This is a genomic window from Pseudomonas sp. NPDC086581 (assembly GCF_044746165.1).
GTDB lineage: Bacteria > Pseudomonadota > Gammaproteobacteria > Pseudomonadales > Pseudomonadaceae > Pseudomonas.
The window spans coordinates 224,851-238,238 of the sequence record NZ_JBIVBR010000005.1 but is presented as its reverse complement, the minus strand read 5'-3'; the positions used below and the strand labels follow the sequence as shown (position 1 = coordinate 238,238).

At 64.9% G+C, this 13,388-nt stretch carries 9 protein-coding genes; all 9 read right to left on the bottom strand.

All coding sequences use genetic code 11. The features are described 5' to 3' along the window. Nucleotides 1-113: 113 nt before the first annotated feature. The 9 genes from ACIPK7_RS12710 to ACIPK7_RS12670 all read right to left on the bottom strand — a co-directional run bounded on the left by ACIPK7_RS12710 (nt 114) and on the right by ACIPK7_RS12670 (nt 13,260). The gene (locus ACIPK7_RS12710) at nt 114-890 is read right to left on the bottom strand and encodes an ABC transporter substrate-binding protein (protein WP_401088055.1); all 777 of its coding nucleotides are present in this window, start codon (nt 888-890) and stop codon (nt 114-116) included. A gap of 770 nt (nt 891-1,660) precedes the next feature. Then, the gene (gene moaA, locus ACIPK7_RS12705; protein ID WP_401088053.1) at nt 1,661-2,647 is read right to left on the bottom strand and encodes a GTP 3',8-cyclase MoaA; all 987 of its coding nucleotides are present in this window, start codon (nt 2,645-2,647) and stop codon (nt 1,661-1,663) included. Between the two features lie 116 nt (nt 2,648-2,763). After that, nucleotides 2,764-3,582 carry a peptidylprolyl isomerase gene (locus ACIPK7_RS12700; RefSeq protein ID WP_401088051.1) on the bottom strand — a complete coding sequence of 273 codons (819 nt, stop codon included), beginning with the start codon at nt 3,580-3,582 and terminating at the stop codon, nt 2,764-2,766. Between the two features lie 103 nt (nt 3,583-3,685). Beyond that, nucleotides 3,686-4,372, bottom strand: coding sequence for a respiratory nitrate reductase subunit gamma (gene narI / locus ACIPK7_RS12695; RefSeq protein ID WP_401088049.1), 687 nt, complete (start codon nt 4,370-4,372; stop codon nt 3,686-3,688). 2 nt (nt 4,373-4,374) lie between these two features. After that, on the bottom strand, nt 4,375-5,115 hold the full coding sequence (narJ, locus tag ACIPK7_RS12690; protein WP_401088046.1) for a nitrate reductase molybdenum cofactor assembly chaperone: 741 nt from the start codon (nt 5,113-5,115) through the stop codon (nt 4,375-4,377). 5 nt (nt 5,116-5,120) lie between these two features. Next, on the bottom strand, nt 5,121-6,656 hold the full coding sequence (gene narH / locus ACIPK7_RS12685; protein WP_401088043.1) for a nitrate reductase subunit beta: 1,536 nt from the start codon (nt 6,654-6,656) through the stop codon (nt 5,121-5,123). An 11-nt stretch (nt 6,657-6,667) separates the two neighbouring features. Beyond that, nucleotides 6,668-10,447 (bottom strand): nitrate reductase subunit alpha, encoded by a 3,780-nt coding sequence (locus ACIPK7_RS12680; protein ID WP_401088041.1) that lies wholly within the window; start codon nt 10,445-10,447, stop codon nt 6,668-6,670. A 95-nt stretch (nt 10,448-10,542) separates the two neighbouring features. After that, nucleotides 10,543-11,946: a NarK family nitrate/nitrite MFS transporter gene (locus ACIPK7_RS12675; RefSeq protein ID WP_401088040.1), complete on the bottom strand. Its 1,404-nt coding sequence runs from the start codon at nt 11,944-11,946 to the stop codon at nt 10,543-10,545. Nucleotides 11,947-11,958: 12 nt separating this feature from the next. Continuing rightward, nucleotides 11,959-13,260, bottom strand: coding sequence for a nitrate/nitrite transporter (locus ACIPK7_RS12670; RefSeq protein WP_401088038.1), 1,302 nt, complete (start codon nt 13,258-13,260; stop codon nt 11,959-11,961). Nucleotides 13,261-13,388: the final 128 nt, after the last annotated feature.

Sequence of the window (13,388 nt, the reverse complement as noted above, 5' to 3'; positions counted from 1 at the left end):
GAGCCGATACACCGGCAATGGGCAAGTTCGCGACCACGAACTTGGCATCCCCCTCTGTCCTAGGAAAAGCAGAAGGCCGCCCGAAGGCGGCCTTTGTATCGATCGGCGGAAGATCAATCGCCGTAGATATCGCTCTTGAAGTACTTGCCCTCGATGGCCTTGTACTTGCCATTGGCGCGCAGCGCGTCGATGGCGGCATTGAGCTGGCCGACCAGTTCGGTGTTGCCCTTGCGTACCGCGATACCGGCACCCTCGCCGAAGTATTTCGGATCCTTGAACTCCGGCCCGATAAAGGCGAAGCCCTTGCCACGCGGGGTGTCCAGGAAGCCGATCTGCAGCGGGATGGAGTCGGCGAAGGTGCCGTCCAGGCGGCCCGCCAGCAGGTCCAGGTAGATCTCGTCCTGGCTGGTGTAGCGCACCACGTTGGCGCCGGCCTTGCCCAGTACCTCGGTGGCGAAGCGGTCAGCCGTGGAGCCGCGCTGCACGCCGATGTTCTTGCCCTTGAGCTGGCTGAACTGCTCGTCCAGCTGCGAGCCTTCCTTCATCACCAGGCGGCCCGGGGTGAAGTAGTACTTGTGGGTGAAGTCCACCGAGTGCTTGCGCTCTTCGGTGATGGTGATGGAGGACAGCGCGGCGTCGATCTTGCGCACCTTCAGCGAGGGGATCAGGCCGTCGTATTCCTGCTCGACCCACTGGCACTTGCGCTTCATCTCTTCGCACAGAGCATTGCCGATGTCGTAGTCGAAGCCGGCGATGCCGCCTTCCGGGGTCTTGTAGGCGAAGGGCGGGTAGGCCGCCTCGATGCCGATGCGCAGCGGCTTGTCGTCGGCGTGGGAGAAGGTGGCGAAGGCGGCCAGCATCAGGCCGCCCAGCAGGGCTTTGCGATTCATCGATGAACTCCGTTGTGTGGTCGCCGGGGCGAGCGCCGGCCGGTACGTCTTGGCAGTGAGTACGGCATTTTTGGGTTCGTCCAAGGGCGCAACACAGGAGGTTGCAGCGGCATTGCCTTGCCCTCACCCAGGCGAACGACTTCTTGTTCTGGCTTGTTCTGCTCCGTCCACGCGCGGGCGCGCGTAAACTTAAAATCCAATCTGGACCAAAAAGTACACAACGTCAATCACCCCCGCCATGGCCGCGACAGTAGGGCGCATAACGCCTCGGGCGTTATCCGCCGTCCTAGGCCATGCGTGCCGGGACGACGGATAAAGCGTTCCGCTTTATGCACCCTACGGGTTGCATCGGCTCCCCCCGCGACAGCCCGGCGCAACCTCCTTTTGCTACCCGCCGCTACTCCTTCGGAGGGATGTGGCGCAGCGCACTGCAGCCTTAGTCTGGAGGCGTTCCGAAGCGATCCGAGGAGGATTCGAATCGATTCTTTCGCATGATTTACCGTAGCTTCCACGGTTATACCTTTGGCAGATGCCCGAAGCCCCCGCGATACGCTCATGTCGCTGGGGCTTTTTTATGCCCGCTGCAAAGGTGGTCTTTTGGGTAGGAGCGAGCTTGCTCGCGAATCGCACGACACCGGCATCACCGGCAGAAGGGGTTCGCGAGCAAGCTCGCTCCTACAGAACCCGGGCAGCACGGCGCTGGGGAGAGTTTTTCTATTCAGGAACGCAAGGCACGCGGCGGGCATATTGCCCACCGAGGGAGGACTATTTCAGCCGCCGCTGAGATTCATGAAGCGCAACACTTGCACGTCGCCGACGGTGAACTCGTGGCGCGCCGGCTTGCGCTGCAGGGCGCCGCGCAGGGCTTCGAGGATCGGTTCGTCGTGCAGCGGATGGCGGCGCAGCAGGCCGCGCAGGTCCAGGGAGTTCTCGTGGCCCAGGCACAGCAGCAGGCGGCCTTCGGCGGTCAGGCGCAGGCGGTTGCAGGTGGCGCAGAAGTTGTGCGAATGCGGCGAGATGAAACCGATGCGCGTACCCGGATGCTGCGCCAGCCGCACGTAGCGTGCCGGGCCACCGCTGTGCTCGGCGCTGTCCAGCAGCTCGTGGTGCTCGGCGATCAGCGCACGGACTTCGTCGCTGGAGCAGAAGCTTTCCTCGCGCTCGCGGCCGACCTGGCCCAGCGGCATCTCTTCGATGAAGCTGATGTCCAGCCCGTGGGCGATGGCGTAATCCACCAGCGCCGGCACTTCGTCGGCATTGCGCCCCTTCATCACCACGCAGTTCAGCTTGATGTGCTCGAACCCGGCTCGCAGGGCGGCGTCGATGCCACGCAGCACCTGCTCCAGGCGCCCGGTGCGGGTGATGGCGGCGAAGCGTTGCGCATCCAGGGTGTCGAGGCTGATGTTCAGCCGGGTCAGGCCGGCGGCGTGCAGGTCACCGGCCAGCTTGCTGAGCTGCGAGCCGTTGCTGGTCATGCACAGCTCGCGCAGGCCGGGCAGCGCCGCGAGGCGTTCGCAGAGGTGGACGATGCCGGGGCGCACCAGCGGTTCACCGCCGGTGAGACGCAGCTTCTTCACGCCGCGCTCGACGAAGAGGCGCGCTACCCGTTCGATCTCTTCCAGGGTGAGCACCTGCTGACGCGGCAGGAAGCGCATGTTCTCCGACATGCAGTAGACGCAGCGAAAGTCGCAGCGGTCGGTTACGGACAGGCGCAGGTAGTCGATCTTGCGACCCTGGCCGTCGATCCATTCGGACATGGTATTTCACTCCGGCCGGCCTTCACTATCCACGGTGAAAGCCGAAATTCATGGCCGTTTCCGAAGCCCCTCTCTCCTCGGGGGGAGGAATTGGGAGAGAGGGGCCCGGAACCGGTTCACTGCACCAGCGGCGACTCCGCCCCGTCGAAGACGAAGCCGTCGATCTGCGCCTCGCCGGCCAGCACGCTGATGTACTGGCTGACCGCGCGCTGCAGCACCTGGGCGCGCAGGTAGGCGACGATGCGCGGACGCGCATGCGCGAAGTCCAGCGGCTCGCCGCCATCGCGCTCGATCAGCTCGACCACATGCAGGCCGTAGCGGCTTTCCAGCGGATGACCGAGCAGGCCGGGTTGCTGTTGCATCAGGCGTCTCTCGAACTCGGGGACGGTCTGACCCGGTTCGATCCAGCCCAGGTCACCACCGTCGTCCTTGGACGGGCAGTCGGAGAAGCGCATCGCTTTCTCGGCGAAACGCTCGGGGTGTTCACGCAGTTCGGCCAGCAGCTCCTCGGCCTGTTCGCGGGCCTTGGCGCGGCCTTCCAGGTCGTCCGGCGCGCAGCCCAGCAGCACATGGCGCAGGCGCATGCGCCAGGGCGCGGTGAGGCGGGTGGGGTTGGCTGCGTACCATTGGCGGCAGCTGGCTTCGTCGGCTTCGGGCACGCCGACTTCGCGGTCGATCAGGGCGCGGATGCGCGCTTCTTCCAGCGCCTCGCCCTCTTCCGCTTCGGCCTCAAGGCCCAGCGCGTCGGCGCGCTGCACCAGCAGTTGGCGTACCACCAGCGCGCGGCAGGCGGAGTACAGGGCCTCGGCGTGGCTGGCGGCCGGATGGTATTGCAGCTCGCGAGCAAGGTCGTCCTCGGCGATAGCGACGCCGTTGACGGAGATGGCAGGCAGGTCGACGTGTTCGACCTTGGCTTCGTAGTGGGAGCAACTCATTTCGCTTACCTCCGGTAACCCTCTCCCCTGCCCTCTCCCTGAAGGGAGAGGGGGAAGAGCTTCAGGTGGGGCGGACGACGCACCAGCGCCATCCGCCGCTTCATCACGCTGCGCGACGCTTGGTGCGGACCACCTGGTAGCGGCGGCCGAAGTACCACACCGGGGCGCTGACGATATGCACCAGACGGGTGAAGGGGAACAGCACGAACAGGGTCAGGCCGAGGGTCACGTGCAGCTTGTAGACCAGCGAGACCGGCGCGATCGCTGCGGCGGCAGCCAGCGGCTGGAAGGTGACGATGGACTGCGCCCAGTTGGCGAGCATGACCATCACCGAACCATCCAGGTGATGGGTGGAGGCGACGATGGTGGACAGGCCGAGGATCAGCTGGACGTAGAGCACCAGCAGGATCATCAGGTCCGATGCGTTGCCGGTGGCGCGTACACGCTCATTGGTCAGGCGGCGCAGGATCAGGCCGGTCAGGCCGATGAAGCAGAGGATGCCAAAGAAGCCGCCGGAGACCATCGCCAGCAGTTGCTTCTGCTCGGTGCTGATCAGGTGCTCGTAGACCGCGTGCGGGGTCAGCAGGCCGACGAAGTGCCCGGCGAGGATGAACAGCACACCGACGTGGAACAGGTTGCTGTAAACGCGCATGCCCTTCTTGCTCAGCATCTGGCTGGAGCCGGCTTTCCAGGTGTATTGCGAGAGGTCGAAGCGCGCCCAGCTGCCGATCAGGCAGATGGCCAGCGCGACGTAGGGATAGATCCCGAACGCTAGAAGATCGAGGGACATGTTCAGACTCCTTCTCTGGCCGCCCGGTACTGCACTTGCGGCACCGGCTGGGCGACCCACTGCATGGGTTGTTCGGCGGCGGAGGAAATCCGCCGGGCGCTGGTGGACGGGCAACCAACGGCGGGCTCGGTAAAGCTCACCGGGGTTTCCTCCCAGGCCTTGTCGATGGCTTCCAGGCTGTCGTCGCGCACTTCCTGTTCGCGGTCGCGCTTGAGCGCGCCGAGGTCGGGCTGTTCGCCGGACAGCTCCAGCAGGCTGTTGAAGATCGCCGCATAGCTGCTGCCGCGCTCTTCCAGGCGCAGGGCGATCAGCGCCAGGATGTGCGCGACTTCGGCGAGACCCGCGTGGGCCGACTCGGCGTCCTGCAGGGCGAGGAACTCCAGGTACAGCGGCAGGTAGTCCGGCAGCTCGTTGACGTCGATGACCAGGCCCGCCTGGGTGTAGCGGTCCATCAGGTCGACCATCGCCTGGCCACGGTCACGGCTTTCGCCGTGCACGTGTTCGAACAGCAGTAAGGAGACCGAGCGACCGCGCTCGAACAGCCCGTCGTAACGGGCCTGGACGTCGAGGATGTCGCCCTTGCACAGCTCGTTGAGCAGCGCGGCGAGGCCGTCGCGCTGCTTCTCTGGCAGGTCGCAGGTGCGGATCAGGGCATGCAGCGCCAGGCTTTCCTCGCGCAGTTCGACGCGCGGGTAGTCGAGCATCAGCGCGCTGAGCTTGAGCAGTTGGCTATGACTGTCCATCAGCATCACTCCTGTATCTGCACGGTCTGGATGACGTTGCGCTTGTCCACGGCCTTGCCGCCGAACAGGTTCACGCCGGAGTTGCTGGAGCAACCGTTGCCGAAGCTGAAGCCACAACCCGAACGCTCGGCGAAGGCATCCGACAGCGCCTCTTCACGGTGCGCAGTGGGGATGACGAAGCGGTCTTCGTAGTTGGCGATCGCCAGGTAGCGATACATCTCTTCCACCTGGTTCACGGTCAGGCCGACCTTCTTCAGCACTTCCAGATCCTGCTTGCCTTCCACGTGCTCGGAGCGCTTGTAGGCACGCATGGCCAGCAGGCGCTTGAGGGCCAGCAGCACCGGGGCGGTGTCGCCAGCGGTCAGCAGGTTGGCCAGGTACTGCACGGGAATGCGCAGGGACTCGACGTCCGGGATCACCCCGTCGCTGCCGATATGGCCTTCGGAGGCGGCGTTCTGGATCGGCGACAGCGGCGGCACGTACCACACCATCGGCAGCGTGCGGTATTCCGGGTGCAGCGGCAGGGCCAGCTTCCAGTCCATCGCCAGCTTGTACACCGGCGACTTCTGCGCGGACTCGATGACGCTGTCCGGTACACCGTCCTTGCGCGCCTGTTCGATCACTTTCGGGTCGAACGGGTCGAGGAAGATTTCCAGCTGCTTCTGGTACAGGTCGCGCTCGTTCTCGCAGGTGGCCACTTCGTGGATGCGGTCGGCGTCATACAGCAGCACGCCGAGGTAGCGGATGCGGCCCACGCAGGTTTCCGAGCAGACGGTCGGCTGGCCGGCCTCGATGCGCGGGTAGCAGAAGATGCACTTCTCGGATTTGCCGCTCTTCCAGTTGAAGTAGATCTTCTTGTACGGGCAGCCGCTGATGCACATGCGCCAGCCGCGGCACTTGTCCTGGTCGATCAGGACGATGCCGTCTTCCTCACGCTTGTAGATCGCGCCGCTCGGGCACGAGGCCACGCACGCCGGGTTCAGGCAGTGCTCGCACAGGCGCGGCAGGTACATCATGAAGGTGTTTTCGTACTCACCGTAGATGTCCGCCTGGACCTGGTCGAAGTTCTTGTCCTTGCGGCGCTTGGCGAATTCGGTACCGAGGATTTCCTCCCAGTTGGGGCCCCACTCGATCTTCTGCATGCGCTGGCCGGAGACCAGCGAGCGCGGACGGGCAACCGGCTGGTGCTGGGCCTTGGGCGCGGTGTGCAGGTGCTGGTAGTCGAAGTCGAAGGGCTCGTAGTAGTCATCGATTTCCGGCAGGTCCGGGTTGGCGAAGATGTTCGCCAGCACGCGGAACTTGCCGCCGATGCGCGGGACGATGGAGCCGTCGGCATTACGCTTCCAGCCGCCCTTCCACTTCTCCTGGTTTTCCCACTCTTTCGGGTAACCGATGCCGGGCTTGGTTTCGACGTTGTTGAACCAGGCGTACTCGACGCCTTCGCGGCTGGTCCAGACGTTCTTGCAGGTGATGGAGCAGGTGTGGCAACCGATGCATTTGTCGAGGTTCAGCACCATGCCGACTTGCGAACGAATTTTCATGGCAGTAATCCTCAAATGTCCTGGGGCAGCGGTTGCGGCAGAGCGTCACCGCCCAGTCCGCCCTGCTCCGGCTCGTCGAGCCAGTCGACCTTGTTCATCTTGCGCACCACGACGAACTCGTCGCGGTTGCAGCCGACGGTGCCGTAGTAGTTGAAGCCCCACGCCTGCTGGGCGTAGCCGCCGATCATGTGGGTGGGCTTGAGGACCACGCGGGTCACCGAGTTGTGGTGGCCGCCGCGGGTGCCGGTGGTCTCGCTGCCCGGCAGGTTCACGATGCGCTCCTGGGCGTGGTACATCATCACCATGCCGTCCTTCACGCGCTGGCTGACCACCGCGCGGCAGGTGGCGGCACCGTTGGCGTTGAAGACCTCGACCCAGTCGTTGTCCTCGATGCCTACGCTTTTCGCGTCGTGCTCGCTCATCCAGATGATCGGGCCGCCGCGCGACAGGGTGAGCATCAGCAGGTTGTCGCTGTAGGTGGAGTGGATGCCCCACTTCTGGTGCGGGGTGATCCAGTTCAGGGTGATCTCGGCGTGGCCGTTGGGCTTCTTGTTGAACAGCTTGTCGGTGCTGCGGGTGTTCACCGGCGGCCGGTAGCTGACGAAGCCCTCGCCGAAGGCCTGCATCCAGGGATGATCCTGGTAGAACTGCTGGCGACCGGTGATGGTGCGCCACGGGATCATCTCGTGGACGTTGGTGTAGCCGGCGTTGTAGCTCACGTGCTCATCTTCCAGGCCCGACCAGGTGGGGCTGGAGATGATCTTGCGCGGCTGCGCCTGGACGTCGCGGAAGCGGATCTTCTCTTCTTCCTTGGGCAGCGCCAGGTGGGTGTGGTCGCGACCGGTGAACTTCGACAGCGCTTCCCAGGCCTTCACGGCCACCTGGCCGTTGGTTTCCGGCGCCAGGGCGAGGATCACCTCGGCGGCGTCGATAGCACTCTCGATGCGCGGGCGGCCTTCGCTGATGCCAGGCTCGGTGACCTTGTGGTTCAGCTCACCGAGCAGCTTGATTTCCTTGTCGGTGTTCCAGCCGATGCCCTTGCCGCCGTTGCCGAGTTTGTCCAGCAGCGGGCCGAGGGAGGTGAACTTCTTGTAGGTGTTGGGGTAGTCACGCTCGACCACGTGCAGGGTCGGCATGGTGCGGCCGGGAACCGGTTCGCACTCGCCCTTCTTCCAGTCGCTGCCGCCGAACGGCTGCGCGAGTTCGTTGGCGGTGTCGTGCAGCAGCGGCACGGTCACCAGGTCCTTCTCCACGCCCAGGTGGCCGACGGAGACTTCGGAGAACTTCTTGGCAATCGCCTTGTAGATCTCCCAGTCGCTCTTGGCTTCCCAGGCCGGGTCGGTGGCGGCCGACAGCGGGTGGATAAAGGGGTGCATGTCGGAGGTGTTGAGGTCGTCCTTCTCGTACCAGGTCGCGGTCGGCAGGACGATGTCCGAGTACATGCAGGTGGAGGACATGCGGAAGTCGAGGGTGGTGACCAGGTCCAGCTTGCCCTCGGCGCCTTCGTCGACCCAATCCACTTCGCCCGGGCAGGGGCCGCCGGCCTTGCCGAGGTCGTCGTTCATCACGCCGTTCTTCGCGCCCAGCAGGTACTTGAGCATGTACTCGTGACCCTTGCCCGAGGAGCCGAGCAGGTTAGAACGCCAGATGAACATGTTGCGCGGGAAGTTCTGCGGATCGTCCGGCTGCTCGCTGGCCACGCGCAGGTTGCCCGCCTTGAGTTCGCGGACCACGTAGTCCTGCACCGGGATGCCGGCGCGCTCGGCGTCAGCGGCGATGTGCAGCGGGTTGCGGTTGAGCTGCGGGGCGGACGGCAGCCAGCCCATGCGTTCGGCGCGGATGTTGTAGTCCAGCGCGTGCTCGGGGAACTGCTTGGTGTCGGCCAGCGGCGAGAGGACTTCGTGCATCGAAATCTTCTCGTGGCGCCATTGCGAGCTGTGCAGGTAGAAGAAGCTGGTGCCGTTCATCTGCCGCGGCGGACGGCTCCAGTCGGTACCGAAGGCCAGCGGGACCCAGCCGGTCTGCGGACGGAGTTTTTCCTGGCCGACGTAGTGCGCCCAGCCACCACCGCTCTGGCCGATGCAGCCGCACATCATCAGCATGTTGATGACTGCGCGGTAGTTCATGTCCATGTGGTACCAGTGGTTCATCGCGGCGCCGATGATGACCATGGCCTTGCCGTGGGTCTTGTCGGCGCTGTCGGCGAACTCGCGGGCCACCTGGATGGCGCGGGCAGCCGGAACGCCAGTGATGCGGGCCTGCCAGGCCGGGGTGTAGGGCACGTCGGCGTCGGTGTAGGAGGCAGCGACGTTGCGGCCGCCCAGGCCACGGTCGACGCTGTAGTTGGCCATCTGCAGGTCATACACGGTGGCGACGCGCAAGGTCTGGCCGTCGGCGCCGGTGACTTCGCGGAAGGGTACGCGACGCACCAGCACCTCGTCGTTGTCCACGCCCTTGAAGTGCGGGTGTTCCTGGCCGGCGAAGTACGGGAAGCCGACGTCGCAGGCCTTTTCCGGGCCATCGATCAGGGTCAGGGCCAGGCGGGTTTCACGCTTGGCGCCGCCTTCGGTTTCCTCGATGTTCCACTTGCCCGACTCGCCCCAGCGGTAGCCGATGGCGCCGGTGGGCGAAACCAGCTCGCCGGAGATTTCGTCCAGGCCGATGGTCTTCCACTCGGGGTTGTTGTCCTGGCCGAGGTTGTTCGCCAGGTCAGCCGCGCGCAGGTAGCGGGTCGGCTTGAGTACGCCGTCGGTGTGCGGTTCGAGCAGCACCAGCATTGGCATGTCAGTGTACTGGCGGCAGTAATCGACGAAGTAGGCGCTGGGTTTCTCGAGGTGGAATTCCTTGAGGATCACGTGACCAAAGGCCATGCCCAGTGCGGCGTCGGTGCCCTGCTTGGGGTTGAGCCAGAGGTCGGTGAGCTTGGCCACTTCGGAGTAGTCCGGGGTGACGGCCACGGTCTTGGTGCCCTTGTAGCGGACTTCGGTGAAGAAGTGCGCGTCGGGAGTACGCGTCTGCGGGACGTTGGAGCCCCAGGCGATGATGTAGCTGGAGTTGTACCAGTCGGCCGATTCCGGCACGTCGGTCTGCTCGCCCCAGATCTGCGGGGAGGCCGGCGGCAGGTCGCAGTACCAGTCGTAGAAGGACAGGCACACGCCACCGATCAGCGACAGGTAACGGGCACCGGCGGCGTAGCTGACCATGGACATGGCCGGGATCGGCGAGAAGCCGACTACGCGGTCCGGGCCGTAGGCCTTGGCGGTGTAGACGTTGGCGGCGGCAATGATCTCGGTGACTTCGCTCCAGCTCGAACGGATGAAGCCGCCCAGGCCGCGTTCGCTCTTGTAGCTTTTCGCCTTGGCCTTGTCTTCGACGATGCTGGCCCAGGCGTCCACCGGGTCGTTGTGGGCAGCGCGGGCCTCACGCCAGAGCTTGAGCAGCGGCTTGCGCACCTTGGGGTACTTCAGGCGGTTGGCGCTGTACATGTACCAGGAGTAGCTGGCGCCACGGGGACAGCCGCGTGGCTCGTGGTTGGGCAGGTCCGGGCGGGTACGCGGGTAGTCGGTCTGCTGGGTTTCCCAGGTGATCAGGCCATTCTTCACGTAGATCTTCCAGGAGCACGAGCCAGTGCAGTTCACCCCGTGGGTAGAGCGAACGATCTTGTCGTGCTGCCAGCGCTGCCGGTAACTGTTTTCCCAGGCCCGGCTTTCGTTGGTGACCTCGCCATGACCATCGGCGAATTCACCCTGCTTCTTCTTGAAGAATTGCAGGCGGTCGAGTAGGTAACTCATCTGTATCTCCTCACCCGGTCTGCGCCGGGCGTTCAAACGCTAATCAAGCTCGCGGAACGGTTTGGCGGCGGGCGCAGGCGCGCCCGCCACGGCAATCAGCAGGGGCTTTCGGCGCCCTTGCGCGCGTACCACCACCAGGTGGCGACGATGCAGCTCAGGTAGTACGCGACGAAGACGTAGAGGGCGCCCTCGGCACTGCCGGTCATGTCCAGCGAAGTGCCGAAGGCCTTGGGAATGAAGAAGCCGCCGAAGGCGCCGATGGCAGCGGAGAAACCGATCACCGCAGCCGATTCCATGCTGGCGTTCCTGGTCGCCTGGGCTTCGCTGACGCCACCTTGCTTCAGGCGTGCGGCCCACTCGTTGCGGAAGATCACCGGGATCATCCGGAAGGTGCTGCCGTTGCCGATGCCGGCGAAGAAGAACAGGCCGATGAAGGAACCGAGGAAGCCGAAGAAGCTGCCGGCGTTGCCGGCGCTGGGCAGGAAGCTGATCACCGCGAACACGCCGGCGATCATTGCCGCGTAGTTCCACAGGGTGATGCGCGCGCCGCCGAACTTGTCCGCCAGCCAGCCACCCAGCGGGCGGCTCAGGGCGCCGACCAGCGGGCCGAGGAAGGCGTACTGCAGCGGGTTGATGTCCGGGAACTGGGTCTTGCTGAGCATGGCGAAGCCGGCGGAGAAGCCGATGAACGAGCCGAAGGTGGCCACGTACAGCCAGCACATCAGCCAGTTGTGCTTGCGCTTGAAGATCACCGACTGGTCGCGGAAGGAAGCCTTGGCATCAGCGATGTCGTTCATGCCGAACCAGGCGGCCACCGAGACCACGGCGATGAAGGGCACCCAGATCCAGCCGGCGTTCTGCAGGAACAGGCGACCACCGTCCGACAGCTGCTGCGGCTCGCCACCGAAGGCGCCGAACAGGCCACCGGCCACGGCCAGCGGCACAGCGAACTGCATCACCGAGACGCCCAGGTTACCCAGGCCGGCGTTCAGGCCCAGGGCGGTGCCCTGCTGGTTCTTGGGGTAGAAGAAGCTGATGTTGGACATGCTCGATGCGAAGTTGCCGCCGCCGAAGCCGCACAGCAGCGCGATGGTCGCGAACACCCAGTACGGGGTGCTCGGGTCCTGTACGGCGAAGCCCAGCCAGAGGCAGGGGATCAGCAGCGAGGCGGTAGACAGCGCGGTCCAGCGGCGGCCGCCGACCATCGGCACCATGAAGGAGTAGAACACCCGCAACGTGGCGCCGGAGATCGACGGCAGCGCGGCGAGCAGAAACAGCTGGTCGTTGCTGAAGCTGAAGCCGGCGGCGTTCAGGCGCACGGTGACGGTGCTCCAGATCATCCACACAGCGAAGGCGAGCAGCAGCGCGGGAATCGAGATCCACAGGTTGCGTGCGGCGATGCGCTTGCCGCTGCGCGCCCAGAACTCGGGATCCTCGGGGCGCCAGTCGATCAGCAGCGGACCGCTGGCGGCTTTGAGTTGGGAATTGATCATGCCCATGACGGCACTACCTCAGGATTGACGAGAAGGAATGGGGGTAGCGTCGACGTCGGCCGCCTGGGCCTGGCCATCGAGGCGTTGCTGCTGTTTGATCGCGTAGTGCATCCAGACCATGCAGATCACGGTCAGGCCGAACAGCAACATGAAGCAGGAGGAGCGCACGCCGATGTGGTCGGCGGCGTAGCCGAACAGGATCGGCAGGCAGAAGCCGCCGAGCCCGCCGATGACCCCGACCATGCCGCCAACGGTGCCCATGTTCTGCGGGTAGTAGTCGTGGATGATCCGGTACACGCTGGCCTTGCCGAAGCCCTGGGCGATTCCCACGACGAACACCAGAAAGGTGAAGAGCCAGACGTTCAGGCCGATGCCGAGGCTGACGTCGCCCCGGATGCCGTGGATGGTCATGGTGGTCGGCGGGTACGAGAGGAAGAACAGGCAGACCAGGCAGATCCAGAACACGCCCCAGTTCACCGCACGAGCGCCGTAGTTGTCGCTGAACCAGCCGCCCAGGGCGCGGATCAGGCCCGACGGCAGGGTGAACAGCATGGTGATGAAGGAGGCGGTGCGCAGGTCCAGGCCGTACTCGGCGATGTAGTACTTGGGCAGCCACAGGGCCAGGGCGACGAAGCCGCCGAAGACGAAGAAGTAGTACAGGCCGAAGCGCCACACGCGCAGCTCGCCCAGCGGTGCCAGTTGCTTGGCCAGTGTCGGGCACGGACGGCTCGGGTCGGCGTCGCCGCCCTTGGTATGGGCCGGGTCGGTCCAGGTGCAGAACCAGAACAGCAGCGCGGTCACCAGCATGGCCACCGAGTAGATCTGCGGGACCATGCGCCAGCCGAAGGCGACCACGATCATCGGCGCCACCAGGTTGGTGATCGCCGCACCGGCGTTGCCGGCGCCGAAGATGCCCATAGCGGTGCCCTGGCGTTCCTTCTCGAACCACGAGGAGGTGTAGGCGATGCCCACGGCGAAGGAGCCACCGGCCAGGCCGACGAACAGACCCAGTACCAGGTAGTGCCAGTAGAGGGTGGCGAAGGCCAGGCCGTAGATCGGGATGGCCACCAGCAGCATGTGGATGAAGAACACGATGCGCCCGCCGAAGCGGTCGGTGATCAAGCCCAGCGGCAGGCGAACCAGCGAACCGGTAAGAATCGGCAGCGCCACCATCAGGCCGAACTGCGCCTCGGACAGGCCCAGCTCTTCCTTGATGCGGATACCGATGATCGAAAACATCGTCCAGACCGCGAAGTTCACGGCGAACGCCAGTGTGCTCATGCCGAGCACGGAGTACTGTTTCTGACGGTGGGACAACATGGCTAAGCTCACTTCCAGACGGTCTTTGCCCGCACGTTAGGTAAGGACCAGCCGCCTTCTCTTGATCGCCATCAATGAGCCAAACCGCGATTCATGAGCAGATGCGCGCCGCTACCTCCTTGTGGGTA

Excerpts from the sequence above, each read along its gene's own strand:
- ACIPK7_RS12710 (WP_401088055.1), bottom strand. The coding sequence starts at position 890 with ATGAATCGCAAAGCCCTGCTGGGCGGCCTGATGCTGGCCGCCTTCGCC.
- moaA (WP_401088053.1), bottom strand. The coding sequence starts at position 2,647 with ATGTCCGAATGGATCGACGGCCAGGGTCGCAAGATCGACTACCTGCGC.
- ACIPK7_RS12700 (WP_401088051.1), bottom strand. The coding sequence starts at position 3,582 with ATGAGTTGCTCCCACTACGAAGCCAAGGTCGAACACGTCGACCTGCCT.
- narI (WP_401088049.1), bottom strand. The coding sequence starts at position 4,372 with ATGTCCCTCGATCTTCTAGCGTTCGGGATCTATCCCTACGTCGCGCTG.
- narJ (WP_401088046.1), bottom strand. The coding sequence starts at position 5,115 with ATGGACAGTCATAGCCAACTGCTCAAGCTCAGCGCGCTGATGCTCGAC.
- narH (WP_401088043.1), bottom strand. The coding sequence starts at position 6,656 with ATGAAAATTCGTTCGCAAGTCGGCATGGTGCTGAACCTCGACAAATGC.
- ACIPK7_RS12680 (WP_401088041.1), bottom strand. The coding sequence starts at position 10,447 with ATGAGTTACCTACTCGACCGCCTGCAATTCTTCAAGAAGAAGCAGGGT.
- ACIPK7_RS12675 (WP_401088040.1), bottom strand. The coding sequence starts at position 11,946 with ATGGGCATGATCAATTCCCAACTCAAAGCCGCCAGCGGTCCGCTGCTG.
- ACIPK7_RS12670 (WP_401088038.1), bottom strand. The coding sequence starts at position 13,260 with ATGTTGTCCCACCGTCAGAAACAGTACTCCGTGCTCGGCATGAGCACA.